Annotated in this window: 25 protein-coding genes, 11 tRNA genes and 1 rRNA gene; 33 read left to right on the top strand and 4 right to left on the bottom strand. The window is 38.1% G+C overall.

The genetic code is table 11. From position 1 onward, the window contains the following. The first annotated feature begins 14 nt into the window (after positions 1-14). From D569_RS0108660 to D569_RS0108645, 4 genes are all read left to right on the top strand, one after another. The gene (locus D569_RS0108660; RefSeq protein WP_018932016.1) at positions 15-488 is read left to right on the top strand and encodes a MarR family winged helix-turn-helix transcriptional regulator; all 474 of its coding nucleotides are present in this window, start codon (positions 15-17) and stop codon (positions 486-488) included. A gap of 75 nt (positions 489-563) precedes the next feature. Next, positions 564-800 (top strand): glutaredoxin family protein, encoded by a 237-nt coding sequence (locus tag D569_RS22715; RefSeq protein ID WP_018932015.1) that lies wholly within the window; start codon positions 564-566, stop codon positions 798-800. 63 nt (positions 801-863) lie between these two features. Beyond that, positions 864-1,202: a YppG family protein gene (locus D569_RS0108650; protein WP_018932014.1), complete on the top strand. Its 339-nt coding sequence runs from the start codon at positions 864-866 to the stop codon at positions 1,200-1,202. Positions 1,203-1,383: 181 nt separating this feature from the next. Then, positions 1,384-2,079 carry an alpha/beta hydrolase gene (locus D569_RS0108645; protein ID WP_018932013.1) on the top strand — a complete coding sequence of 232 codons (696 nt, stop codon included), beginning with the start codon at positions 1,384-1,386 and terminating at the stop codon, positions 2,077-2,079. A 98-nt stretch (positions 2,080-2,177) separates the two neighbouring features. Here the strand turns inward: D569_RS0108645 and D569_RS0108640 are convergent, their stop codons facing one another. Further along, positions 2,178-3,083, bottom strand: coding sequence for a DMT family transporter (locus D569_RS0108640; protein ID WP_018932012.1), 906 nt, complete (start codon positions 3,081-3,083; stop codon positions 2,178-2,180). Between the two features lie 435 nt (positions 3,084-3,518). On the opposite strand from D569_RS0108640, the gene cshA reads away from it, so the two are divergent. After that, positions 3,519-4,970, top strand: a complete 1,452-nt coding sequence (gene cshA / locus D569_RS0108635; RefSeq protein ID WP_018932011.1) for a degradosome RNA helicase CshA — start codon at positions 3,519-3,521, stop codon at positions 4,968-4,970. A 231-nt stretch (positions 4,971-5,201) separates the two neighbouring features. Here the strand turns inward: cshA and D569_RS0108630 are convergent, their stop codons facing one another. Beyond that, positions 5,202-5,645 carry a hypothetical protein gene (locus tag D569_RS0108630; protein ID WP_018932010.1) on the bottom strand — a complete coding sequence of 148 codons (444 nt, stop codon included), beginning with the start codon at positions 5,643-5,645 and terminating at the stop codon, positions 5,202-5,204. A gap of 18 nt (positions 5,646-5,663) precedes the next feature. After that, positions 5,664-6,422 carry a rhomboid family intramembrane serine protease gene (locus D569_RS0108625; protein WP_018932009.1) on the bottom strand — a complete coding sequence of 253 codons (759 nt, stop codon included), beginning with the start codon at positions 6,420-6,422 and terminating at the stop codon, positions 5,664-5,666. Between the two features lie 130 nt (positions 6,423-6,552). Between D569_RS0108625 and acpS the strand changes: the two genes are divergently transcribed. The 15 genes from acpS (at position 6,553) to D569_RS0108550 (ending at position 19,700) form a co-directional block, all read left to right on the top strand. Next, positions 6,553-6,921, top strand: coding sequence for a holo-ACP synthase (gene acpS, locus D569_RS0108620; protein ID WP_018932008.1), 369 nt, complete (start codon positions 6,553-6,555; stop codon positions 6,919-6,921). 45 nt (positions 6,922-6,966) lie between these two features. Beyond that, a complete protein-coding gene (locus D569_RS0108615) occupies positions 6,967-8,478 on the top strand; it encodes a bifunctional ADP-dependent NAD(P)H-hydrate dehydratase/NAD(P)H-hydrate epimerase (protein WP_018932007.1) in 1,512 nt (503 codons plus the stop codon). A 55-nt stretch (positions 8,479-8,533) separates the two neighbouring features. Next, positions 8,534-9,553, top strand: coding sequence for a LolA family protein (locus D569_RS0108610; protein WP_018932006.1), 1,020 nt, complete (start codon positions 8,534-8,536; stop codon positions 9,551-9,553). A 660-nt stretch (positions 9,554-10,213) separates the two neighbouring features. Next, on the top strand, positions 10,214-11,332 hold the full coding sequence (alr, locus tag D569_RS0108605; protein WP_018932005.1) for an alanine racemase: 1,119 nt from the start codon (positions 10,214-10,216) through the stop codon (positions 11,330-11,332). A gap of 173 nt (positions 11,333-11,505) precedes the next feature. Next, positions 11,506-11,787, top strand: a complete 282-nt coding sequence (locus D569_RS0108600) for a CopG family ribbon-helix-helix protein (RefSeq protein WP_018932004.1) — start codon at positions 11,506-11,508, stop codon at positions 11,785-11,787. A 3-nt stretch (positions 11,788-11,790) separates the two neighbouring features. Continuing rightward, positions 11,791-12,141 (top strand): type II toxin-antitoxin system PemK/MazF family toxin, encoded by a 351-nt coding sequence (locus D569_RS0108595; protein ID WP_026287269.1) that lies wholly within the window; start codon positions 11,791-11,793, stop codon positions 12,139-12,141. Between the two features lie 168 nt (positions 12,142-12,309). Beyond that, on the top strand, positions 12,310-13,176 hold the full coding sequence (locus D569_RS0108590; protein WP_018932002.1) for an RsbT co-antagonist protein RsbRA: 867 nt from the start codon (positions 12,310-12,312) through the stop codon (positions 13,174-13,176). Positions 13,177-13,189: 13 nt separating this feature from the next. Beyond that, positions 13,190-13,546 carry an STAS domain-containing protein gene (locus tag D569_RS0108585; RefSeq protein ID WP_018932001.1) on the top strand — a complete coding sequence of 119 codons (357 nt, stop codon included), beginning with the start codon at positions 13,190-13,192 and terminating at the stop codon, positions 13,544-13,546. 2 nt (positions 13,547-13,548) lie between these two features. Next, a complete protein-coding gene (locus tag D569_RS0108580; protein WP_018932000.1) occupies positions 13,549-13,950 on the top strand; it encodes an anti-sigma regulatory factor in 402 nt (133 codons plus the stop codon). Between the two features lie 105 nt (positions 13,951-14,055). Then, on the top strand, positions 14,056-15,060 hold the full coding sequence (locus tag D569_RS0108575) for a PP2C family protein-serine/threonine phosphatase (RefSeq protein WP_018931999.1): 1,005 nt from the start codon (positions 14,056-14,058) through the stop codon (positions 15,058-15,060). Positions 15,061-15,193: 133 nt separating this feature from the next. Then, entirely contained in the window at positions 15,194-15,523 is a 330-nt protein-coding gene (locus D569_RS0108570) for an STAS domain-containing protein (RefSeq protein ID WP_018931998.1), read from the top strand. Between the two features lies 1 nt (position 15,524). Further along, entirely contained in the window at positions 15,525-16,001 is a 477-nt protein-coding gene (gene rsbW / locus D569_RS0108565) for an anti-sigma B factor RsbW (RefSeq protein ID WP_018931997.1), read from the top strand. After that, on the top strand, positions 15,973-16,764 hold the full coding sequence (gene sigB, locus D569_RS0108560; protein WP_018931996.1) for an RNA polymerase sigma factor SigB: 792 nt from the start codon (positions 15,973-15,975) through the stop codon (positions 16,762-16,764). The genes rsbW and sigB overlap by 29 nt, the downstream gene beginning before the upstream one ends. Next, positions 16,764-17,369, top strand: coding sequence for a SpoIIE family protein phosphatase (locus D569_RS0108555; protein WP_018931995.1), 606 nt, complete (start codon positions 16,764-16,766; stop codon positions 17,367-17,369). The genes sigB and D569_RS0108555 overlap by 1 nt, the downstream gene beginning before the upstream one ends. A 165-nt stretch (positions 17,370-17,534) precedes the next feature. Further along, entirely contained in the window at positions 17,535-19,700 is a 2,166-nt protein-coding gene (locus tag D569_RS0108550) for a Tex family protein (protein ID WP_018931994.1), read from the top strand. 73 nt (positions 19,701-19,773) lie between these two features. Here D569_RS0108550 and cmpA read toward each other — a convergent pair whose 3' ends face one another. Continuing rightward, on the bottom strand, positions 19,774-19,896 hold the full coding sequence (cmpA, locus tag D569_RS23970; protein ID WP_018931993.1) for a cortex morphogenetic protein CmpA: 123 nt from the start codon (positions 19,894-19,896) through the stop codon (positions 19,774-19,776). A gap of 65 nt (positions 19,897-19,961) precedes the next feature. On the opposite strand from cmpA, the gene D569_RS0108540 reads away from it, so the two are divergent. The 13 genes from D569_RS0108540 to D569_RS0108480 form a co-directional block, all read left to right on the top strand. Further along, positions 19,962-20,423, top strand: coding sequence for a SprT family protein (locus D569_RS0108540; RefSeq protein ID WP_018931992.1), 462 nt, complete (start codon positions 19,962-19,964; stop codon positions 20,421-20,423). A gap of 180 nt (positions 20,424-20,603) precedes the next feature. Then, positions 20,604-20,678, top strand: a tRNA-Asn gene (locus D569_RS0108535). A 1-nt stretch (position 20,679) separates the two neighbouring features. Then, positions 20,680-20,770 (top strand) — tRNA-Ser (locus tag D569_RS0108530). Positions 20,771-20,788: 18 nt separating this feature from the next. Further along, a tRNA-Glu gene (locus D569_RS0108525) sits at positions 20,789-20,860 on the top strand. A gap of 25 nt (positions 20,861-20,885) precedes the next feature. Beyond that, a tRNA-Asp gene (locus D569_RS0108520) sits at positions 20,886-20,962 on the top strand. Positions 20,963-20,965: 3 nt separating this feature from the next. Next, positions 20,966-21,040, top strand: a tRNA-Gln gene (locus tag D569_RS0108515). Between the two features lie 208 nt (positions 21,041-21,248). Next, a tRNA-Lys gene (locus tag D569_RS0108510) sits at positions 21,249-21,324 on the top strand. A gap of 28 nt (positions 21,325-21,352) precedes the next feature. Then, positions 21,353-21,436 (top strand) — tRNA-Leu (locus D569_RS0108505). 71 nt (positions 21,437-21,507) lie between these two features. Further along, a tRNA-Arg gene (locus tag D569_RS0108500) sits at positions 21,508-21,584 on the top strand. Positions 21,585-21,588: 4 nt separating this feature from the next. Beyond that, positions 21,589-21,665, top strand: a tRNA-Pro gene (locus D569_RS0108495). Between the two features lie 46 nt (positions 21,666-21,711). Next, positions 21,712-21,785: transfer RNA gene (locus tag D569_RS0108490), tRNA-Gly, on the top strand. Positions 21,786-21,793: 8 nt separating this feature from the next. Then, positions 21,794-21,870, top strand: a tRNA-Ile gene (locus D569_RS0108485). Positions 21,871-21,962: 92 nt separating this feature from the next. Further along, positions 21,963-22,163, top strand: a 16S ribosomal RNA gene (locus tag D569_RS0108480); the annotation flags it as partial.

The raw sequence follows: 22,163 nt of genomic DNA, 5'->3' as shown, positions 1-22,163 counted from the left end.
AGAGGATGAGAGGGATGGATCAAAAGAGAAACGAATATTTAAAAAAGAAGCAAGACCCTTCCCTGAAATTATTTGTTGTGTTGTCGAAGGCTTATCGAGCAGTTGCCGATCAAGTTGCGAAAGATATTAGAAGCCACGGCTTAAATACAACTGATTTTGGTGTATTAGAACTACTATATCATCAGGGAGAACAACCGTTACAAAAAATAGGAGATAAGATTTTATTAGCTAGTGGAAGTATTACATACGTGGTAGATAAATTAGAGAAAAAAGGGTTAGTCAAGCGAACACCATGTCCTAGTGACCGGAGAATTACCTATGCATCTATTACAGAAAAGGGGCAACAGTTGCTTAATGATATATTTCCAGAACATTGGAAACAAATTGAAGTAATAACCGCTGGATTAGATGAAGAGGAGAAAGTAGAAGCGATTAGACTGTTGAAGAAGCTGGGAATGTATGCAGATCATTTTTCTGAAAAACAATAGAAAATGATAAGTTTATATGTTGTTTGTAGTGGGTAATTATTACTATAGGAGGTTATAGTTAAGGGGGTTACCTACATGAAGGAACAACAGATAGACGTATACGTCAGTGATAATTGTACAGAATGTGATCAACTTGTACAGTACTTAACACAACGGAATATTCCATTTCAGATAAAAAATACAACAGTAAATAAAGAGAATTTACGGCAATTACAGCAAGAGAACATTTATATCACTCCTACGATTATTATTGATAATGATTATCGAATTATCGGTTTTCAGGAAAGTAAGTTAAAGCAATTACTTAGCTAGTAGCGAACCAATTTCCCTTTATCTGCATAAGCTAATACTAAATTAGCAGATGGAGGGGAGAAAATGGATTACAGATATAGTGGCTTTTCTAATTATCAAAACCCTTATCAGCAGGGGATGCATCCTTATCAGCCGCCAACATATACATCACCAATGCCGATGACACCATTTCAATATTATCAAAAGCCGATGGTACCAAATCCATATGATGGGTTCGACACTCCTTCGCCTTCCTTTTTCGGAAAGCCAAATAATCCGATGCTGCAGTATTTTCAAAATAAAAATGGTGAAATGGATTTGGATAAAGTGTTTAATACCGTGAATCAAGTGGCGAACACTTATCAACAGGTATCACCTTTATTCAAAAATTTCGGTAATATTTTAAAATCCTTTCAGAAATAATGTAAAATGATCCTTGTCGATTATGGCAAGGATTTCTGTTGTGATAGCTATTTTATCACGGTGCTAAACGTCTGTAAGTTCTCTTGCCTCAAGTAACTGAGTGGGAGCTAACAGACGCTAACATCCAGATCAGTTTCGTTAATGGTCAGTGGGAATTCGTCTTTGGGGAGGTAGACAACTAATGACTGCATGTCTTATTATTCATGGGTTTACGGGTGGTCCATATGAAGTAGAACCACTTGCTTTTTACATAGAGAAACATACAGATTGGCATGTAGTAACACCCAATTTACCTGGACATGGCTTAGGTGAGGGAAGGGATTTAGATCTTTTACAGGTATCCTATAAAGATTGGATACATGAAGCAGAACGAGCCTATTTGGAATTGAAGGAAGATCATGATGACATTTATTTGATAGGTTTTTCGATGGGAGGAATGATAGCAGCTTACTTAGCAGCAAAGTATACGTGTAAGAAGTTAGTCTTGCTATCTACATCAAGAAGATATATTAGTATTCCACGGATAAGTGTTGATTTAATGAATTTTGCTCAAAAAGCAGTGAGGCGAAAGTTGGAAGAGGATGCCTTGTATAATCACTACCGAACAAAATATGGATCTGTTCCGATAAGGGCAATTCGAGAGTTTTTGAAATGTATGAAATTTACCAAACCATACTTGAAAGAGATTCACTGTCCAGTTTTTATTGCACAAGGAATGCAGGATGGAATGGTGCCATACAAAACAGTACATTATCTGGACAAAGAAATACCAGTTGATGCGGAGATTATTTATTTCCATGATTCAAAGCATCTAATTTGTCTGGGTGAGGATAAAGATGTCGTCATTAATGCTGTCTATCAATTTTTGTTAAAGTAAGACTGCGGTTAACGAGCGCGTGCTCTCGAAGACAAAGTAAAGTGAAAATAAGAAAAAGTGTTTTCGAGAACAAAAGACAGAGGCTAGGTCACCTCTGTCTAATTGTGTTCAATCGTGATTTTCATTTTACGTTTTCTTCGGGTGCTGGCGATGAAAAGGAGCAGGCCGAAGATGACAATTGTTCCTCCCAGCCACTGGGACCAGGTGATCAGTTCGTTTAGTATGATATAGGCTAATAAGGAGGCGCCGATTGGTTCAAATAGGATTCCCATTGAAATAACGGATGTGCTCACCCATTTTAGTGCCCAGTTAAGCAAATTGAGTCCTAGAATCGTTGGAACGATGGCTAGAGTAAGGAAGATCACCCATTCATTTGGCTCATAACCTGTTAAAGGGTTCGAGACAGAGAGGTTATAGGCAATAATCGTTAATGCTCCGATACTGTACGCTATGAACGTATAGCTCATCACGGAAAGTTTTGTCCGCACACCTTGACCAAGTAAAAAGTAAATCGTAATAAACATAGCTCCTAGCAATGCTAGAAAATCTCCATAAAGGGCTTCACCCGCTATCTGGAAATCCCCCCACGCAATAATAACACTGCCAAAAATGGCAATCAGCATACTAATCACTGTACCGGCAGAAAAACGTTCATGAAAGAACAGATAGGTGCCGATAAAGGCGAAGATAGGTTGTAAGGTCACGATTACAGTAGAACTGGCCACAGATGTATACTGAAAGGATTCGAACCAGACGATATAATGAATCGCTAAGCTAATACCAGCAACAATCGTGAGTATCCATTCTCTTTTGGCTAATTTTCTTAATTCATCTCTTCTTTTGAAAAGAATATATGGTAACAATAAAATTGCTGCGAATAACAAGCGGTAATTGGCTGTTACTGCCGAAGGGACTTCTGCGGCTAATTTTACAAGTACCGCAGCTGTAGAAACGGAGATTACACCGATGATAATCGCTATATATGGAATGAATTGCTTATTCACAACATCACCTACAATATTAAAAAATCAATCTTTTTCTTAAGTATAACAATTATTTTAAGAAATCCTAATAATATCTATCCAGTATAAACGCAATTGTTTGAAACGATACGAAATATTATATAGAATTAAAATGAAGAGTGTGTTATGATGTAATAATCCATTGAGTGGTCATTTATAAGCCTCTTCCAAATGTGGAGGAAGGCTTTTTTCATTGTTATTCGTATGTATCTTAGTCAAAGTCAAGATTTATTACGATAACGGCATTTATAAAGTGAAACCTATCAGGGTGTTAGCACCTGAAAAAGGGTAGCTTATCCTACTTTTTTGCAACTTTTTTTAATGTAGATAGTATAACTTGGATACACTGATAATAACGACGAAAAAATGATAATAAAGATGAGATTTATATAGTGAAAAAAGGAGTAGAAATTAATAGTGACAAATTTTAATCAATTAGGTATTTCAGCGTCAATTATGAAAGCATTAGAGAAAATGGGTTTTGAAGAGGCAACACCAATTCAAGCTCAAACGATTCCATTAGGGATGGAAGGTAAAGACGTTATTGGCCAGGCGCAAACGGGTACTGGTAAAACGGCTGCCTTCGGTATTCCGATGATCGAAAAAATTGACCCTAACGAACGTAAAATTCAAGGGTTGATTGTAGCACCTACAAGAGAATTAGCGATACAGGTGTCAGAAGAAATGCATAAACTTGCAAAGTTTAAAGGTGTTCGTACATTACCTGTCTATGGTGGTCAACATATGGAACGTCAAATTAAAGCGTTAAAGGATCGTCCACATATTGTAGTAGCCACTCCAGGCCGGTTATTAGACCACTTACGTCGTCGTACTATTCGTGTTGATCAAGTACACACTGCTGTGCTTGATGAAGCGGATGAAATGTTGAACATGGGCTTTATCGATGATATTCGTGATATCTTAAAGGCGATTCCGGAAGAGAGACAAACTTTATTGTTCTCAGCAACTATGCCAAAAGAAATTCGTGATATTGCAGCAACATTGATGAAGCAACCAGAAGAGGTAAAAGTAAAATCAAAGGAAATGACGGTTTCGAATATCGATCAATTCTTTGTAGAAGTACATGAGAAACAGAAATTCGATACTTTGACAAACTTGTTAGATATTCATGTTCCAGAATTAGCGATTATTTTTGGGCGTACCAAAAAACGTGTCGATGAGTTGACGGAAGGTTTGCAAGCACGTGGTTTTCGTGCAGAAGGAATCCATGGTGATCTAACCCAAGGTAAACGGACATCCGTTTTGAAAAAGTTTAAATTCGGTCGTATTGAAATTCTCGTAGCAACCGACGTAGCTGCACGTGGATTAGACATTTCTGGGGTAACCCATGTATATAATTTTGATATTCCACAGGATCCAGAAAGCTATGTGCACCGTATCGGACGTACAGGTCGTGCTGGTAAGATGGGTGAGGCTATTTCGTTTATTACACCAAGAGAAATGCCACACTTGCATTTAATTGAAAAAGTTACAAAAAGTAAAATGAAGCGTATGACAGCACCTAGTTATGATGAAGCAAAACGAGGTCAACAACAGCTGACAGTACAAAAATTAATCAAAACAATTGAAAAGAAAGAACTTCAAGATTATCGTGAGACAGCTAGCGAAATTCTAGACGAATACGATTCTGCAACAGTTGTCGCAGCGGCATTAAAAATGCTAACCAAAGAAAGAAGACAAACACCAGTTACCTTAACATCTGTTCAACCGGTAAGTGTTAAAAAAGGAAACAATAAAGGTAATAACAAAAAATTCAGAAATGATAAACGCGGATTTGGTCGTAAAGGCAAACAGGGAGGCGGCCGTAACCGCAAGTTCCAAAACAAACGTAATAATAATAAAAGATAAGAAAAGCGCAGAGCGCCCGCTTAAAAACGTAGCGGCTGGAGCTAATCAACTGAGATAAAGGAATCACTGAGAAAAGCGAACCGATGATGACTTATCGTAGGGTGATTCGTGAAGTCGCCTAGTTTTTGGGCGCTCGGAGCTAGACATCTGCGCAAATTTTATACTTTCCTTAGATAAAAAAAGTCCGTTGCAAACCATGCAACGGACTTTTGCTATACACTCAATTCCACACTACACTAAAAATATCGCAACGATTGCTAAAATAGGAATACCTAACACTGTCATATAGCCAATAAAGGAAAGTGATTTTACATAACTGAGTTCTTCTGTGTTTAAGTTGGATGCTACTTCCATCACTTCTGCTTTGGTTTTTTGAATTTGAAGCAGACTGAAAATGATGACAGCTAAAATAATGAGTAAAGGTAATAGTAAGCTAGCGGTGGATAAGTTTTCCTCTCCCATAAACATAAATCCTACAATAATTAGAAATATCGGAACTGCTTCAATTAAACCAACTTGAATAAAAAAGCGAATTTGATCTTTTTGCAAACCCTTAAAGTGAAATTCATTTCGTTTAATCCGATAAGATAATCCTTTCATTAATCGCTTAAAGGCAAATAAAATACCTAATCCAGCGATAACGGATGATATTGTAAACAACCAAACTGCTGTCAAAATACATTCTCCTTTCGGTTAAAATAGAGTGGAAATGAATCCGAGTAAAACTAATACGATCAATATACCGAATAAAACTGGCTTCAAATAACGCTTGTAACGATAACGTTTTTTGTTCCAACGATTAGGATCAAATCCGATATCGTCATTCTTTACTTTTCGTCTATTTTTCCATGGAGAGAATGGTTGTGCATTTCTCAAGATAACAGGACCGAGTGCAAACCCGGCAATAAATCCGAATAGATGACCTGCGACATTAATGTTTGCTCGGAAAAAGGTCATCACTAATCCGATTACAGAAATGATTAAAATTAGTCGGGCATTTTGGGGATCAATTAACCTTTTTTCAAAAAAGACCATGAATAAATATAACCCGAATAACCCGAAAATTGCACCTGAAGCTCCAACATGTGTGTACATAGGATTCGGTTCAACAATATAAGTAAGAATATTTGCAGCAATACCGGCAGTAAAATAAACGATTAAAAACTTTACTTTTCCAAGCATTTGTTCTAATGCTGGCGCAAATAAAATCAGTGAAAAGGAATTAAATAGGATATGACCGAAACCAGCATGCAGAAATATCGGTGTAACTAATCGCCAATATTCACCTTGGCTAATCTTAAAATTCCAACCGATGCCCGTTGAATAAATCCATTCTCCTAAACCAGGCACTATCCCAACGACAAGCCAAATAATGACTTGAAACGCGATAATCGCTGAAACAACCGGATAAAATTGTAGAAAATCTCGAAAGCTTTCCGTACGTAAAAACATAGCATTCTCCCTTTTATGGTTAATTGCTTATATTTTAGCACAACTGTAAATGATATGGACAGTAGAATTAACCGTTTTAATTGTCACCATTTTTAAGCTATACTTACCATATAAAATGGAGTTGATCTAAATGATAAAAGGAATCGGAATTGATATTATAGAGTTGCGACGAATAAAAGAAATAGTAGAACGTCAACCGAAAATGTTGGATCGAATATTAACCAAGGCAGAAAAGGAATCGTTAGAGTATCTTCAATCGGATAAAAGAAAAATAGAATTTATCGCTGGAAGATTTGCAGCGAAGGAAGCTTTTTCAAAAGCAAGAGGAACAGGGATTGGACCATTAAGTTTCTTAGATATTGAAATAATCAATCAAAAAAATGGAGCACCTATTTTGCAATCAAAAGTTTTAAATGCTGAGACATGCTTCGTATCAATCTCTCACAGCGATGATTATGCAGTGGCACAAGTAATAATTGAAAGTGAATCTGCATATTAAGAGAGTTTGTCTCATACTATTTTAGTGCGGGTAGGAGGGAACAAGATGTACATCGTAACCGCGGAAGAAATGTACGAAATAGATCGTTATGCGATTGAAAAAGGGGGAATCGAGGGCAAGGTTCTAATGGAAAATGCCGGATCACAAGTAGCCCAGCAAATCATTCAAAGCTATGATAACAATCAGAAGGTGGCAATCGTAGTTGGCAGTGGAAATAATGGCGGTGATGGTTTTGTTATTGCCCGTTACTTAGCGGAATATAGTTATGATGTCTCTGTTTTTCAATTAGTAGCAGATCATAAAATTAAAGGTGATGCAGCCTTTCATAAAGCGTTGTGGTTAAACACGTCAGACAAGCTGGTCCATGTGGCAGACTCACATCAATTAAAGCAAAGATTAGTAGATTGTGATATCGTTATTGATGCGATTCTGGGGATAGGTGTTTCTGGAGCAATTCGTGAGCCAATCCGGAGTATGATCGACGTCATTAATCATTTACCTGTCGAGAAAATTTCGGTTGACATTCCGAGTGGTTTGCCGGCAAATGATGGGATAGAGGTTGATCTTGCAATTCATGCAGATCAAACATATATCATTGAAGCTCCAAAAGAAACGGCTTTTTGTGAAGAGGCTAGTATTTACTATGGCGTATGGAAAACGGTAAAAATCGGTATACCACAGATTGCTTATGCCAAACATGCATCGAAACAAAGATGGTGCATAAAAAATGTCCGTGCTACTTTTCCGAAACGTGAAAAGTATGCTCACAAAGGATCTAATGGCAGGGGATTGGTGATTGGTGGTCAGCAAACGATGCCGGGAGCAATTGTGTTAGCTGCCAGAGCAGCACTCCGATCAGGTGCAGGGCTGGTAACTGTTGCTACAATCAAGGAGAATCTCCCGATCGTATCGAGTAGTTGTATCGAAGCAACGTATCACCTTTTGCCAAACTTAACGGACCGATTGACAGACCGTGATCTCGAAGCCTTTGAAAAAATAGATGCTATTACATTTGGCATGGGGATCGGACGTGATGACTCTCAGCTGCTATCTGATTTGATTGAAAAACTAGACAAGCCACTACTAATTGATGCAGATGGTCTGTATCATGCAAAGCCATTATTGGAAACACTGTTGCAGCACAAGGCGCCAATTGTGGTTACACCACATTATGGAGAAATGGCTATGCTGACAAATAAAACTGTTCCAGAAGTAAAACGGTCGCCTTTTTCTATCTCTCGGCAGTTTGCTGAAAAGTATCAAGTCTATGTCGTGTTAAAAGGTAAGCACACTATTATTACAGCACCGAATGGTGAGCAAATTGTCAGCGACCAAGGGAATGCCGGCTTAGCAAAGGGTGGAACAGGAGATGTTTTGTCAGGGATTTTACTCACCATGATTATGCAGCATGAAGAATTGCTGCCTGCTCTTGCAAATGGCTGTTATCTCCATGGTACATCAGCAGATTATCTGGTGGAAGATAACCACACAGAGAGGGATTTATTAGCTACCGATGTGATCGAAGGACTATCGCAAGTATTTCGTACATTATCTTAACGTGTGATCGTGTTCCCTTTGTCCACTTGAGATGAGACAAAGGAGAGATGTCGCGATGAAAAAATATAAAAGTCTGGTAATTGGTATATTATTGCTTATTGTGTTAACAGCATGTGGAGAAAAGTCTAAGGACGATGTTGTAGAGAAACTGGAAGATATCGTGGAGAATATGAGTGCTTATCAATCACAGGCAATGATGACATTGGATACAGGAAAAGAAAAACAGGCATACCGGGTTGAAGTTTCCCATAAGAAAAAAGATTACTATCGTGTACTGTTAAAGAATGAAAATGATGAGGAAAGCAGCCAAATTATTTTACGTAATGACGATGGGGTGTTTGTATTAACGCCAGCATTAAACAAAAGCTTTAAATTTCAAAGTGAATGGCCGGAAAACAATAGCCAGCCATATCTCTTCCAATCATTAATACAAGACTTAGTCGATGACAGTGATGCTACTTTTACGGTGACAGACAGTTATTTTGTCTTTGAAACGAAAACAAGCTATGAAAGCAATAGTAACCTCCCATATCAAACTATTTATTTTGACAAGAAGACTTACGAACCTGTGTTAGTCAAGGTATTGGACCATGATAAAAATCCGTTAGTTGAAGTAGAGTTTACAAACTTTGAGATAGATCCAGATTTACCGGAAAATACATTTGATATGGAAACAAATATGACGAGCAGTATTTTCGGAGTACCTGTAATGGCACAAGAAGATCTGCCATCACAATTAACGGTGCTTTATCCTTCTGAAAATTTAGGTTCAGAGCTGGTCGAAGAGGATCAAATGGACGTCGAAAACGGTAAACGTGTAATGTTATCTTATGAAGGAGATAAAAATTTCACGATTATTCAAGAGACAGTAGACGTGCTTCCAACAAGTACAGCAGTACCAGAAGTAGTAAACGGAGAACCAATTGATCTAGGTTTTACCGTTGGAGCACTTTCTGAGAATTCATTACAATGGCATTACCAAGGGGTTAATTATTATGTCGCAAGTGAACAATTAACCAAAGAGGAAATGAAAGAAGTAGCAAGATCCATGTCAACAGAAGACGCGATGAAATAAGTGAAAGGCAGACTTTTCAAGAAGTCTGCTTTTTTCTGTATCAGCATAGGAATCTTCAGAGAATCCATAAACTACGAAGTAAAGTTGCTCTCTTCCATTCTTCCCTTTTAGAGTGCTGACACATCGCTCCGGCAGAATACTGCGCTTTCCGTGGGCTCGGCTTCAGCTAACTTTGCAAAGAAAATCACTTTGCAAAGTGGATCTTCAGCTCTCACTGTCCCACAGGAGTCTCCGTATTCTGCCTCCGCTAAGGGAACTGAACTATCTTTTGAAAGTGGTAGTCCATAAAGATTCATTCCCAAGGATTCAATCTTTCAATATTCAGAACACTACGCAAAGCGGAGGCAAGATACGTAGACTCCTACGGGAACAGCACGAGCCGAAGACCCCGCAGGAAAGCGAACTTTGCTTTCCGAGGAGGCTAAGGCCGTGCCCGTGGAAAGCGAAGTATCTTGCCGGAGCGTATGTAAGCACTCAGTAAATATCAGAGTGGAGGAAAACTTCACTCCACAAATTTTCACAACTTCGAAGTATGTATCGAGTGAGCGTTGATGAAGAATATACCGTGTGTAATTTGGTCTGTTTTAATTTATACCCTTTTTGCTTTAAATGGTTTATAATGGATTGCGTTAGACTCAATCGAAATGAAGGGGTATCAACATGGAACAAAAATTTTACCGTGATTCTTGGGTAGAAGTGAATTTGGATCATATTATATATAATATACAGCAATTAAAGAATAAATTAGCAGATAAAACGAAAATCTATGCAGTAGTGAAAGCAAACGCATATGGGCATGGGGATATGGAAGTGGCCAAAGCAGCACTTGATGGAGGAGCAACAAGACTCGCTGTCGCTATTCTAGATGAAGCATTGCGCCTGCGACAAGGAGGTATTACAGCTCCTATTTTAGTTATGGGATGGATCCGTCCTGAAGATGCCGAAATTGCCGCGAAACATGATATTACCGTTACTTGTTATCAGAAAGAATGGCTAGAGGAAGTACAAAAGCTCACCCTTCCAAAACAGCTCACAGTTCATCTTAAATGGGACACTGGGATGGGGCGTATTGGTATTCGAACAGAACAGGAATTATTAGAAATCATCCCCCTTCTTCAACATGAAAATATTTATCTAGAGGCAATCTTCACCCATTTTGCCACTGCTGATGAAGAAAAACTAGAGCACTTTGAAAAGCAATTAAACCAGTTCGATAAACTATGGACTATCTTTCAAAACAATTGGAGACACCATAAGGTGATGGTGCATACGGGAAATAGTGCAGCAAGCATGCGTTTCCCAGAAAAAATGGTTGACTTTGTCCGTTTTGGTATCAGCATGTATGGACTGTATCCCTCACCAGTTGTCAAATCAGAAAAGCCGATTGAGCTAAAGTCAGCACTTGCATTACACAGCCGCTTAATCCATGTAAAAAAAGTAGACAAAGGAACACCGATTAGTTATGGAGCGACATATTTAGCGAACGAGGAGGAGTGGATTGGCACGGTCCCACTTGGTTATGCGGATGGTATTCGTCGTGCTTTACAAGGTGCACAAGTTTTAGTTAATGGTGAACGATGTACCATTGTCGGCCGGATTTGTATGGATCAATTAATGGTTCGCTTAACCAAACCTGCTAAAGCAGGAGATAAAGTCACTTTAATAGGTTCACAAGGTGGAGAACGTATCGAGATGGACGAATGGGCAGCACATTTGGACACGATTAATTATGAAATTGCTTGTATGATTAGTTATCGAGTTCCAAGAATATATTCATAATAATTAAAAAAATAGTCGGTAAGACAAGATAATTCTTCAATCTTCTGGTAATACTGAAGATATATTGTAGAAAAAAACGAAAAATTATCAAAAACCCCTTTGCAATGCCTGTTTCGGAATGGTATGATTATAGTGGATTATCATTTTAGGCTTGTCAATGTTGGTGGAGGTGTATGGTTTTGTCTGAAGACTTACAAGAAGTTGCTGTGAGATTACCTAAAAACCTGCTGAATGAGGTGGATGGCTTGATGAAAAGTGAAGATAGCAATTTAAGTGATTTTATTTGCCAGGCAACGAAGACGTATTTACGCGAAACGAAGAAACGCCATATCCAAGAATCGATGCAACGAGGTTATATGGAAATGGCAAAAATCAATTTGAATATTGCTTCAGAAGCTTTTCAAGCGGAAGAGGAGGCAGAAAACACCCTAGAGCGCTTAGTGAGCGGGGTGTAGGTCTTGATTGTAAAAAGAGGCGACGTATACTTCGCCGATCTCTCCCCTGTTGTGGGATCTGAACAGGGCGGTGTGCGTCCTGTATTAGTTTTGCAAAATGATATTGGAAACCGTTTCAGTCCCACTGTTATTGTTGCGGCCATCACAGCTCAGATTCAAAAGGCGAAATTGCCAACACATGTCGAAATTGATGCTGAAAAATATGGCTTTGAACGGAATTCAGTTATTTTATTAGAACAGATTCGTACGATCGACAAACAACGATTGACAGATAAAATAACTCAATTGGACAATAACATGATGGAACGTATAGATAGAGGATTAGAAATTAGTTTAGGCTTAACTGATTTCTAATCCTCTATCTTCAAAACACCCTTGCTACTATAAAAGCAAGGGTGTTTTTGGCAAATAATAGCAAAAAATGACTGTTTGTGTAATCGCGTAAATGATATTAATCGAAAATTAAACTATTTTATTGTAAACTGTTATATACAAAAGAAGAAAATAGTGGAGGTTGGAACAATGCCAGAAACATTACGAAGAATCGTAATAGAGAACAGTGATGTAATTTCTAAAAATTGGTTAGATGATATAACAGAAAAACGCAAATCCGACTACACTTCAACTATATCGGATAGCCTATACCACACTACCAATCAAGAATTCATCAATGTTATTTTTTCTAGTATTAACCGTCAAGGCGATACAGGGGAAATGGATGATTTTGCTGAACGACTCATAAATCTCGGCTGGCCATTAAGTTATATTACAGATGGTCTGCAAACATTTAGAAGAGTTACAATAGATTTTATTCTAAGTCAATCTGAACAAGTAGATACAGAAGAATTTTCGCGTATTCTGAGTATTGTCGAAAATTGGGTTGAACCAATTATCAATCAGTTGGTGAACCAATATTCAGGAAGTTGGGAACACACTGTTTCATTGCAGAGAATGGCGCTGCAGGAATTGTCTGCTCCACTTATTCCTGTTATGGACAACATTACCGTCATGCCGTTAATTGGAACGATCGACACAGAGCGTGCCAAATTAATTATGGAGAACCTTTTAGAAGGTGTAATGAAACATAATTCTGAAGTTGTATTGATCGATATTACAGGTGTACCAGTTGTTGATACAATGGTAGCACACCATATCATTCAAGCAGCAGAAGCTGTGCGTTTAATTGGAGCAACTTGTATATTAGTAGGTATCCGACCGGAAATCGCTCAAACTATCGTCAATTTAGGTATTGATTTAAGTAAATTTCCGACAAAGAGTTCCTTAAAGAAAGGGTTTAATACAGCATTAAAATTGACTAACCGTGAGATAGTTGATTTAGGTAATTCTAAAGAAGAAGATATAACTAAAATCATTGACTCAATTAAATAGGGAGGTGCTTAATATGAGAATACCAATTTTAAAGCTACAAAATTATTTATTGGTATCCATCCAAATCGATCTTGATGATCAAACGGCAATTGACTTTCAAGAAGATCTGCTTAGTAAAATACATAAAAGTGGCGCATCGGGTGTGGTCATCGATTTAACCTCTGTTGATATAATCGATTCATTTATTGCAAAAGTATTAGGTGACGTTGTATCTATGTCAGACCTAATGGGCGCAAAAGTAGTGTTAACCGGTATTCAGCCGGCGGTTGCGATGACTTTAATCGATTTAGGAATTCATTTGCAAAACGTTCCTACAGCACTTGATTTAGAACAGGGGCTGATTAAACTTCGCCAGGAACTGGAGGAGTAGTTATGATAACAAAATCAAGTGTACAAATAAATAAAGAATGGGATATTGTAGGAGCAAGACAGATGGGAAGAGAACTAGCAAAGGATCTTGGATTCGGCACAGTAGACCAAGCTAGGATCGCTACTGCAATTTCAGAATTAGCTCGTAATATTTATCTATATGCTGAGAAAGGCAAAATAGCCTATGAAACAGTGGAAGATATGAATAAGAAAGGGCTGAAAATCATCGCTTCTGATCAAGGGCCTGGTATTAATGATTTAAGCAAGGTAATGGAAGACGGTTTTTCTACTTCTGGGGGGCTCGGTGCCGGGTTGCCAGGTGTAAAAAGATTAATGGATTATTTTGATGTTGTGTCTGAGCCGGGTAAGGGAACGACCATAACTACGATCAAATGGGTTCGGTAAGCTAGGCTACTAGTGAAACTGATTAATAGAAGATTCAATTTACCCCTATACCAAAATGACAATGAAGTAAAAAGTTTGTACTAATCGTAGTTAGGAGGTAATGAGATGGAGCCCTATAAGTTCGATGTCAACAATTATCGGAATTTGTTGAAAAAATATATCTCGTCACAAGATGAAAAGTCACTATATCAAGCAGAACAATTTAGTAAGTTATCGATGCAACATAATATATCTCCTGAGGAAATTATTAATGTGCATATACAAGCATTAAAAGAATTATATCCTGATTTACCAACGGAGATAGACTCTTCTATGAACTTCCTTTTAGAAACAATGATTTCTTATGGGTTAGCTTACCAGGAGTTTCAGTCCTTAAGAGAAAAACAAGGAGAGCTAGAGTCGGAAATCTCAATTGCTGCTAATATGCAACAGACTCTACTTTCAACAACGAAACCGGATATAAAAGGCATGGATATAGGTGCGATTAGTGTACCTTCTCATCAAATGAATGGTGATTACTATCATTTTGTAACGGACGAATCTAATAATCTCGGTATTGCAATTGCTGATGTTATTGGTAAAGGGATACCTGCAGCATTAGCGATGTCAATGATCAAATATTCCTTGGATAGTTTCCCGGAAACAATGAGAAACCCTAGTGTGATATTGGAAAATTTAAACCGTGTGGTAGAGCGTAATGTGGACACTAGCATGTTTATCACGATGTTTTATGGATTATTTAATCATGAAACAGGTTCCTTGCAGTTTTCTTCGGCTGGTCACGAGCCAGGGTTTTATTACTGCGCAGCTAAAGATCAATTTCATGAAATCACAACAAAAGGCCTAGTGTTAGGTGTTTCTGATCAGGCAACCTATGAAGAGTTAGAGATTACCATGGAGCCTGATGATATGGTTGTATTGTTAACAGACGGTGTAACGGAATGCCGGATCGGCGAACGATTTATTGAAACAGAAGAAGTGCTTGAAGTGATTCGTCAATATATGCATCTCCCTGCGCAAGAAGCAGTCGAGTCAGTATATCGTCATTTTGAACGTTTACAGGATTTTCAGTTAAGAGATGATTTTACACTTATCTTCTTAAAAAAATAGTTTATCGTGAAAAGAAACAGGGAATGGTGAACCGTAAGCCAAAAACCAACATTATGACATGTCTTAACTATCATTCAATAGATGACAAATATGTATGACGAAAACTTACCAGAATGACGAGGAGGTAACCGTTTTGAACTTAAATATTGATCGAAATGATAATGGTGATACACAAGAGTTAAAATTAGCAGGGGAGATTGATGCTTATACCGCTCCTCAACTAAAGGAAGCTCTTTTACCATTAACCAAGGCGGAAGGAACGATGGTTGTTGTTGATTTAGAGGGTGTTAATTATATGGATAGTACGGGACTAGGAGTATTCATCAGTGCACTGAAGTCAACCAAAGAATATAATAGTGACTTACGATTAGTTGCCTTACAAGATCGTGTTAGACGATTATTTGACATTACTGGATTAGACAGCATTATTAATATTGACTCAACGGTACGAGGTGGGAAATAATATGGAATCCTTTGACTTCATTGAAATGAAAGTGCCAGCAAGGGCAGAATATGTAGGAGTAGTGAGGCTAAGTACATCAGGTATTGCCAATCGAATGGGTTTTAGCTACGAAGAGATTGAAGACTTAAAAGTAGCTATTTCAGAAGCATTGTCAAATGCTACCGAACATGCATATAAAACGGAAGATGATGGGGAGGTAACCATTGGTTTCGGTGTTTATCAAGATCGTTTAGAAGTGATGGTCGCTGACCGTGGAGGTAGTTTTGATCTGCAAAAAATCAAAAAAGATATAGGACCATATGAAAATAATCAATCCATTGAAGATTTGCGAGAAGGAGGCTTTGGCCTATTTCTTATTGAAGCTCTAATGGACAAGGTAGAGATCAAAAATGATTATGGTGTGATTGTTTTAATGACCAAATACCTCCATGAAAATGAGGTGGATATCAATGACGACCAAATCTCGACCACACAATAATCGTGAGGACGAAATATACCAGTGGATTCGTGCCTTTCAAGAAAACCCTGAGGATCAAGCGATACAAGAGAAAATTGTCTTAACATATGAAAAACTTGTAAAATCTCTGGCTCGAAAATATGCCAAAAATGAAACAATTTATGAGGATCTCGAGCAGGTTGGGATGTTAGGGCTATTAGCAGCTATTAGAAGATACGATCCAGATGTAGGTAAATCTTTTGAATCGTTTGCTATCCCTACGATTATTGGAGAAATTAAACGTTTTATTCGTGATAAAACATGGAGTGTACATGTTCCCAGAAGAATTAAAGAGTTAGGACCAAAGATCAAAAAAGCAACGGAAGCCTTAACAACTGACAATCAAAAATCACCTTCCATTAAAGAAATCGCTGAATATATAGAAGTAACAGAAGAAGAAGTGCTCGAAACGATGGAAATGAGCCAAAGTTACAACGCATTATCGGTTGATCGAAAAATTGAGGCGGATGCAGATGGTAGTGAAGTATCGATATTGGATTTAGTCGGCAACCAAGAGTCTGGATATGAAGATGTGGATCGTCAATTGTTGCTTGAAAAAATAATGCCTATTTTAAATGAACGAGAACAGGAAATTCTTCGATATACTTATTTTGAGAATAAAAGTCAGAAAGAAACTGGAGAATTATTAGGAATATCACAAATGCATGTATCAAGAATTCAACGTCATGCATTGAAAAAACTGCGTGAAGCACTACAAGCTGAGAATATGGAGGCCATTCGTTAATGCAAAGTAGTCATCAAGTAGAAGTGTCTGTTTTTCAAAAAGCTAAAAAAGGTAATTATTATTGTGGAGACAGCTATTTCTACCATGAGTCTGACGATAAGTTTATCTGTGCGCTAGCTGATGGTCTTGGCAGTGGTGAATTCGCAAAAGAATCATCGCAAATTGTGATGGAAGTGATTCGTGATAATAAAGATGATTCTGTTGCATCAATAATGAGAAAAAGTAATGAAAAGTTAGTGGGAAAACGCGGTGTCGTCTTAGGAATTCTACAAATTGACTTGCAATCGAAACATTATGCCTATTCTTCGATCGGAAACATAGGTTTAATGACGATAACTACTAATTCGATTAAAAAAAGAAATATTCCGCAGGCTGGCTACTTAAGTGGTTATGAAAGACCGTTCAAAGTGATGACAGACAAGCTAGAACAAGGGATGATTTTTGTCATGTTCTCTGATGGTATAACATCTAAAGAAATATCCAACTCGTATTTTCTTCACAAAGAAGTAGATCATATAACAGACACCTTTGCTTATCTATATCAACAAAAGCTAGATGATGATACTACCCTGATTGCCATGAAATACAATGAGGAATCCCGTTAAATAACGGGGTTCCTTTTTAGTTTATATAAATTATTTAATGGTGCAATATCATTCTTTTGGGGTGTAAAATCGGTGTTGCGGAGAAATGCTCTTTTCAGGTTTTATGTGAACTAACCAATTCTTTTTGTTAAAATAAAGTAGGATTAGTATGAAGGAGGAAACGCTTTGGTAAATAGTGAAGATTATATCCAATTAATTAATGCAGTTACGGATAGGACAAAAATTAATCAAAAAGCAGTAAAAAGTGTTATTCAATTATTAGAGGAAGGTAATACCGTCCCATTTATTGCGCGTTATCGAAAAGAGATGACAGGCTCCCTAGATGAAGTGCAAATTAAAGATATTCAAGATGCATGGAATTACGTCAATACATTAGCTGATCGTAAACAAGAGGTGATCAGACTAATCGATGAACAAGGAAAACTAACAGAAGACTTACAAAAGGAAATCGAACAAGCAACACAATTACAGAAAGTAGAAGACTTGTATCGTCCATATAAACAGAAGCGCCGGACAAGAGCAACGGTCGCCAAAGAAAAGGGCTTAGAGCCAGTAGCTGAAACTATCTATAACCAACAAAATATCGATTTGGCCCGAGCTTCTGACTTTTTATCAGAAGAACATGAATTACATACGATTGAAGATGTTCTTGCGGGTGTTCAAGATATCATTGCCGAATGGATAGCAGATGAACCGAAATACCGTGAACACATTCGTAAGCTAACACACCAAAAAGGACTCATTACTTCCAAAGCGAAGAAGCCAGAGTTGGATGAGAAAAAAATCTTTGAAATGTACTACGAGTATAGTGAAGCAGTTAGTAAAATTGTTTCACACCGAATCTTAGCACTTAATCGTGGTGAAAAAGAAGATGTGCTAAAGGTATCGATTGAACCGCCAATAGATGGTGTGCTTGAGTACCTTCAAAAACAAGTAATTCAAAAAGATGCAACTGCACAGATAAAAGAATTTATCATTCAAGTAATAGAAGATAGCTATAAGCGGTTAACACAACCATCAGTTGAAAGAGAAATTCGATCTGCTTTATCAGATGGAGCTGAAGAACAAGCAATCGATATTTTCTCTAAAAACTTGAAGAACTTATTATTACAACCGCCATTAAAAGGTAAATATGTTTTAGGAGTTGACCCGGCATTCCGAACAGGGTGTAAATTAGCGGTTGTTGATGATACAGGAAAGGTAAAAGCAATTGATGTGATGTACCCGACAGCACCAAAAAATGATACGGTAGGTGCAGAGAAAAAGGTTATCAAATTTTTAAAGGAATTCCCAGTGGAGTTAATTGCGATTGGTAATGGAACAGCGTCAAGAGAAACAGAACAGTTTATCGCAGGTGTGATTGATAAACATCAGTTGGACATTGCGTATATCATAGTTAATGAAGCGGGAGCAAGTGTATATTCCGCCTCCAAATTAGCACGTGAAGAATTTCCTGATTTACAGGTGGAAGAAAGAAGTGCAGTATCAATTGCCAGACGTATTCAAGATCCTTTGGCAGAGTTAGTAAAAATAGAACCGAAAGCAATCGGTGTTGGACAATATCAACATGATGTCAGTCAAAAAAGGCTAACAGAATCATTAACATTTGTTGTTGAAACTGCAGTTAACCAAGTTGGAGTCAATGTAAATACTGCTTCTTCATCTTTATTACAATATGTATCAGGATTAAATAAGACGGTGGCAAATAATATTGTGAAATATCGTGATGAACATGGAAAATTCACTAATCGAAAACAATTAAAAGACATACCTAGGCTAGGGAACAAAACATATGAACAAAGTATCGGATTCTTACGAGTAGTAGATGGCGAAGAACCATTAGATCGTACCCCGATTCACCCGGAATCATATGCAGCAGCAAAACAGATTCTTACAGAAGTTAATTGTTCGGTTAAAGACTTAGGTACAGAACAATTGAAGGAATTAGTTAATAGGTTAGACAAAAAAGCGTTAGCTAATTCATTAGAAATCGGCCTACCAACTTTAGAAGATATTTTGAAGGCACTAGCGAGTCCAAATCGAGATCCTCGTGATGATTTACCAAAACCACTATTAAAGAAAAATGTATTATCGATGGAAGATCTTCAAAGTGGTATGGAACTTCAAGGTACTGTCCGAAATGTAGTCGATTTTGGTGTGTTTGTCGATATCGGAGTAAAGCAAGATGGATTAGTTCATATTTCGAAAATGTCCAATGAGTTTGTAAAGCATCCCATGGACATTGCCTCTGTAGGAGATGTGATCACAGTATGGGTAGATCAAGTCGATCATGAAAAGCAACGGATTGCCCTAACTATGATTCCATCTTAAAGAAAATATGCTAACCATTTATATTTTCCTGGTGCCGTAAAAAAGAGAGTAAAGGGTACTTTTCCAGTGCCTTTTACTCCACTTTATTTTGCTCTTTGTCACAGTAGAAAAACCAGCATTGATTTAACAAACGAATTTGATACTTATTCTTATGAAGGAATGCGCCTGTTAATTGTCTTTTTAACCAATTAGGCATGTTTATCATCCTTTTATTAATGATGTTGTTTTATGTTATGTAATATGATAGATAGGTGTGAACGCATGGAAATGATGACACAAAATGAATTAGAGAAGCTTACAAAAGATATATCTAATGAAGTATTTAACAAACCATTTATTGATGAGGTACGTTTTAATAATCGATTAAGAACAACGGGTGGTCGTTATATACCAGCTAAACGAGTAATTGAATTAAACCCTAAGTATTATCAGGAATTAGGATATGATGAGTTTGTTGGTATTATTAAACATGAATTATGTCATTACCATCTTCATATAGAAGGAAAAGGATATCAACACCGTGATCCTGAGTTTAAACAACTTTTAAAAGTAACGAATTCTCCAAGACATTGTAATCCCTTGCCGTCTATGAATAATGATTTTAAATATCAATATCAATGTTCCTCTTGTTACCATGTATATAAACGACGAAAAAGAATCAATGTAAGAAGGTATCGTTGTGGGAAGTGTAGAGGTAAATTATCATTGCTTCAAAATAAATAAAAAAAATTGATAATTCTATTGACTAAGATGCAAACAATATGATAAATTATATTGGCGTCACTTTGAAAGGCGCTTGTCTTTGTTTCGTGACAGCAACTGAAAAAATAATAAAAAACAGTTGACAATTTGATGTGATTATTATATTATATTTAACGTCGTCAACATGAAGTGACTCATTATTCCACAGTAGCTCAGTGGTAGAGCAATCGGCTGTTAACCGATCGGTCGTAGGTTCGAATCCTACCTGTGGAGCCATGGAGAAGTACTCAAGTGGCTGAAGAGGCGCCCCTGCTAAGGGTGTAGGTCGCGTAAGCGGCGCGAGGGTTCAAATCCCTCCTTCTCCGCCATTAACACTTCAAATTAATGGCCCGTTGGTCAAGTGGTTAAGACACCGCCCTTTCACGGCGGTAACACGGGTTCGAATCCCGTACGGGTCATCCCATTTATATTAAAAAATTAATAGGTCCGGTAGTTCAGTTGGTTAGAATGCCTGCCTGTCACGCAGGAGGTCGCGGGTTCGAGTCCCGTCCGGACCGCCATGTTGGGCTATAGCCAAGCGGTAAGGCAACGGTTTTTGGTACCGTCATGCGCTGGTTCGAATCCAGCTAGCCCAGCCATTTTTTTGACTAAAAATAACTTTAATTATTCGTCACTATGACGAATATACTATTCCAACCACTTGATCGATTCTTCACAAAGTGGATCGGAATAAAATCAAATGAAGTAGATGTAGTTGAGGATGCTTCTACTGTTTCTCTGATTCTACTATATATGTAGTTTTTGAGGCAGAAAGTGAGCTACCCGTCGTGATTAGCATTGCATCAAGAGCCATTAGCTCAGTTGGTAGAGCATCTGACTTTTAATCAGAGGGTCGGAGGTTCGAATCCTCCATGGCTCACCATCTATATATTGAATTGCATGGATAACAAGCGGTCGTGGCGGAATGGCAGACGCGCTAGGTTGAGGGCCTAGTGGGAGGTAATCCCGTGGAGGTTCAAGTCCTCTCGACCGCATCAAAAAATAAATAAAAACTATTGACTTGGTCAAACGCATTGTGTTATATTAATAGATGTCGCTTTGATAAGCGCCCGTAGCTCAATTGGATAGAGCGTTTGACTACGGATCAAAAGGTTAGGGGTTCGACTCCTCTCGGGCGCGCCATGACCGGGAAGTAGCTCAGCTTGGTAGAGCACTTGGTTTGGGACCAAGGGGTCGCAGGTTCAAATCCTGTCTTCCCGACCAGTCGATCACATTATTAGATACTTCTTGATATAATACTTTATACCATGCGGGTGTAGTTTAGTGGTAAAACCTCAGCCTTCCAAGCTGATGTCGAGGGTTCGATTCCCTTCACCCGCTCCATCGTAAATGGGCCTGTAGCTCAGCTGGTTAGAGCGCACGCCTGATAAGCGTGAGGTCGGTGGTTCGAGTCCACTCAGGCCCACCATTTATAGCATTGATCTTTGAAAACTGAACAAAACAACCAGTATGATTTTAAACATGAAACAAGCTAGCTTATAGAAGCGAGCGCAAGTCAACTTTATTGAGAGTTTGATCTTGGCTCAGGACGAACGCTGGCGGCGTGCCTAATACATGCAAGTCGAGCGCGGGAAGCTTGTCTGATCCCTTCGGGGTGACGTGAGTGGAACGAGCGGCGGACGGGTGAGTAACACGTGGGCAACCTGCCTGTAAGACTGGGATAACTCCGGGAAACCGGGGCTAATACCGGATAATACATTG

It is taken from the genome of Gracilibacillus lacisalsi DSM 19029 (assembly GCF_000377765.1).
In the GTDB taxonomy this organism is placed as follows: Bacteria; Bacillota; Bacilli; order Bacillales; family Amphibacillaceae; genus Gracilibacillus; species Gracilibacillus lacisalsi.
This window is presented reverse-complemented; position numbering and strand designations above follow the sequence as displayed.

Coding starts and splice junctions, on each gene's coding strand:
- D569_RS0108645 (WP_018932013.1), top strand. CDS start 1,384: ATGACTGCATGTCTTATTATTCATGGGTTTACGGGTGGTCCATATGAA.
- D569_RS0108660 (WP_018932016.1), top strand. CDS start 15: ATGGATCAAAAGAGAAACGAATATTTAAAAAAGAAGCAAGACCCTTCC.
- D569_RS0108610 (WP_018932006.1), top strand. CDS start 8,534: ATGAAAAAATATAAAAGTCTGGTAATTGGTATATTATTGCTTATTGTG.
- D569_RS0108650 (WP_018932014.1), top strand. CDS start 864: ATGGATTACAGATATAGTGGCTTTTCTAATTATCAAAACCCTTATCAG.
- D569_RS0108600 (WP_018932004.1), top strand. CDS start 11,506: ATGGTTTTGTCTGAAGACTTACAAGAAGTTGCTGTGAGATTACCTAAA.
- D569_RS0108590 (WP_018932002.1), top strand. CDS start 12,310: ATGCCAGAAACATTACGAAGAATCGTAATAGAGAACAGTGATGTAATT.
- rsbW (WP_018931997.1), top strand. CDS start 15,525: ATGGAATCCTTTGACTTCATTGAAATGAAAGTGCCAGCAAGGGCAGAA.
- D569_RS0108575 (WP_018931999.1), top strand. CDS start 14,056: ATGGAGCCCTATAAGTTCGATGTCAACAATTATCGGAATTTGTTGAAA.
- D569_RS0108585 (WP_018932001.1), top strand. CDS start 13,190: ATGAGAATACCAATTTTAAAGCTACAAAATTATTTATTGGTATCCATC.
- D569_RS0108625 (WP_018932009.1), bottom strand. CDS start 6,422: ATGTTTTTACGTACGGAAAGCTTTCGAGATTTTCTACAATTTTATCCG.
- alr (WP_018932005.1), top strand. CDS start 10,214: ATGGAACAAAAATTTTACCGTGATTCTTGGGTAGAAGTGAATTTGGAT.
- sigB (WP_018931996.1), top strand. CDS start 15,973: ATGACGACCAAATCTCGACCACACAATAATCGTGAGGACGAAATATAC.
- D569_RS0108580 (WP_018932000.1), top strand. CDS start 13,549: ATGATAACAAAATCAAGTGTACAAATAAATAAAGAATGGGATATTGTA.
- D569_RS0108555 (WP_018931995.1), top strand. CDS start 16,764: ATGCAAAGTAGTCATCAAGTAGAAGTGTCTGTTTTTCAAAAAGCTAAA.
- D569_RS22715 (WP_018932015.1), top strand. CDS start 564: ATGAAGGAACAACAGATAGACGTATACGTCAGTGATAATTGTACAGAA.
- acpS (WP_018932008.1), top strand. CDS start 6,553: ATGATAAAAGGAATCGGAATTGATATTATAGAGTTGCGACGAATAAAA.
- D569_RS0108540 (WP_018931992.1), top strand. CDS start 19,962: ATGGAAATGATGACACAAAATGAATTAGAGAAGCTTACAAAAGATATA.
- D569_RS0108615 (WP_018932007.1), top strand. CDS start 6,967: ATGTACATCGTAACCGCGGAAGAAATGTACGAAATAGATCGTTATGCG.
- cmpA (WP_018931993.1), bottom strand. CDS start 19,896: ATGCCTAATTGGTTAAAAAGACAATTAACAGGCGCATTCCTTCATAAG.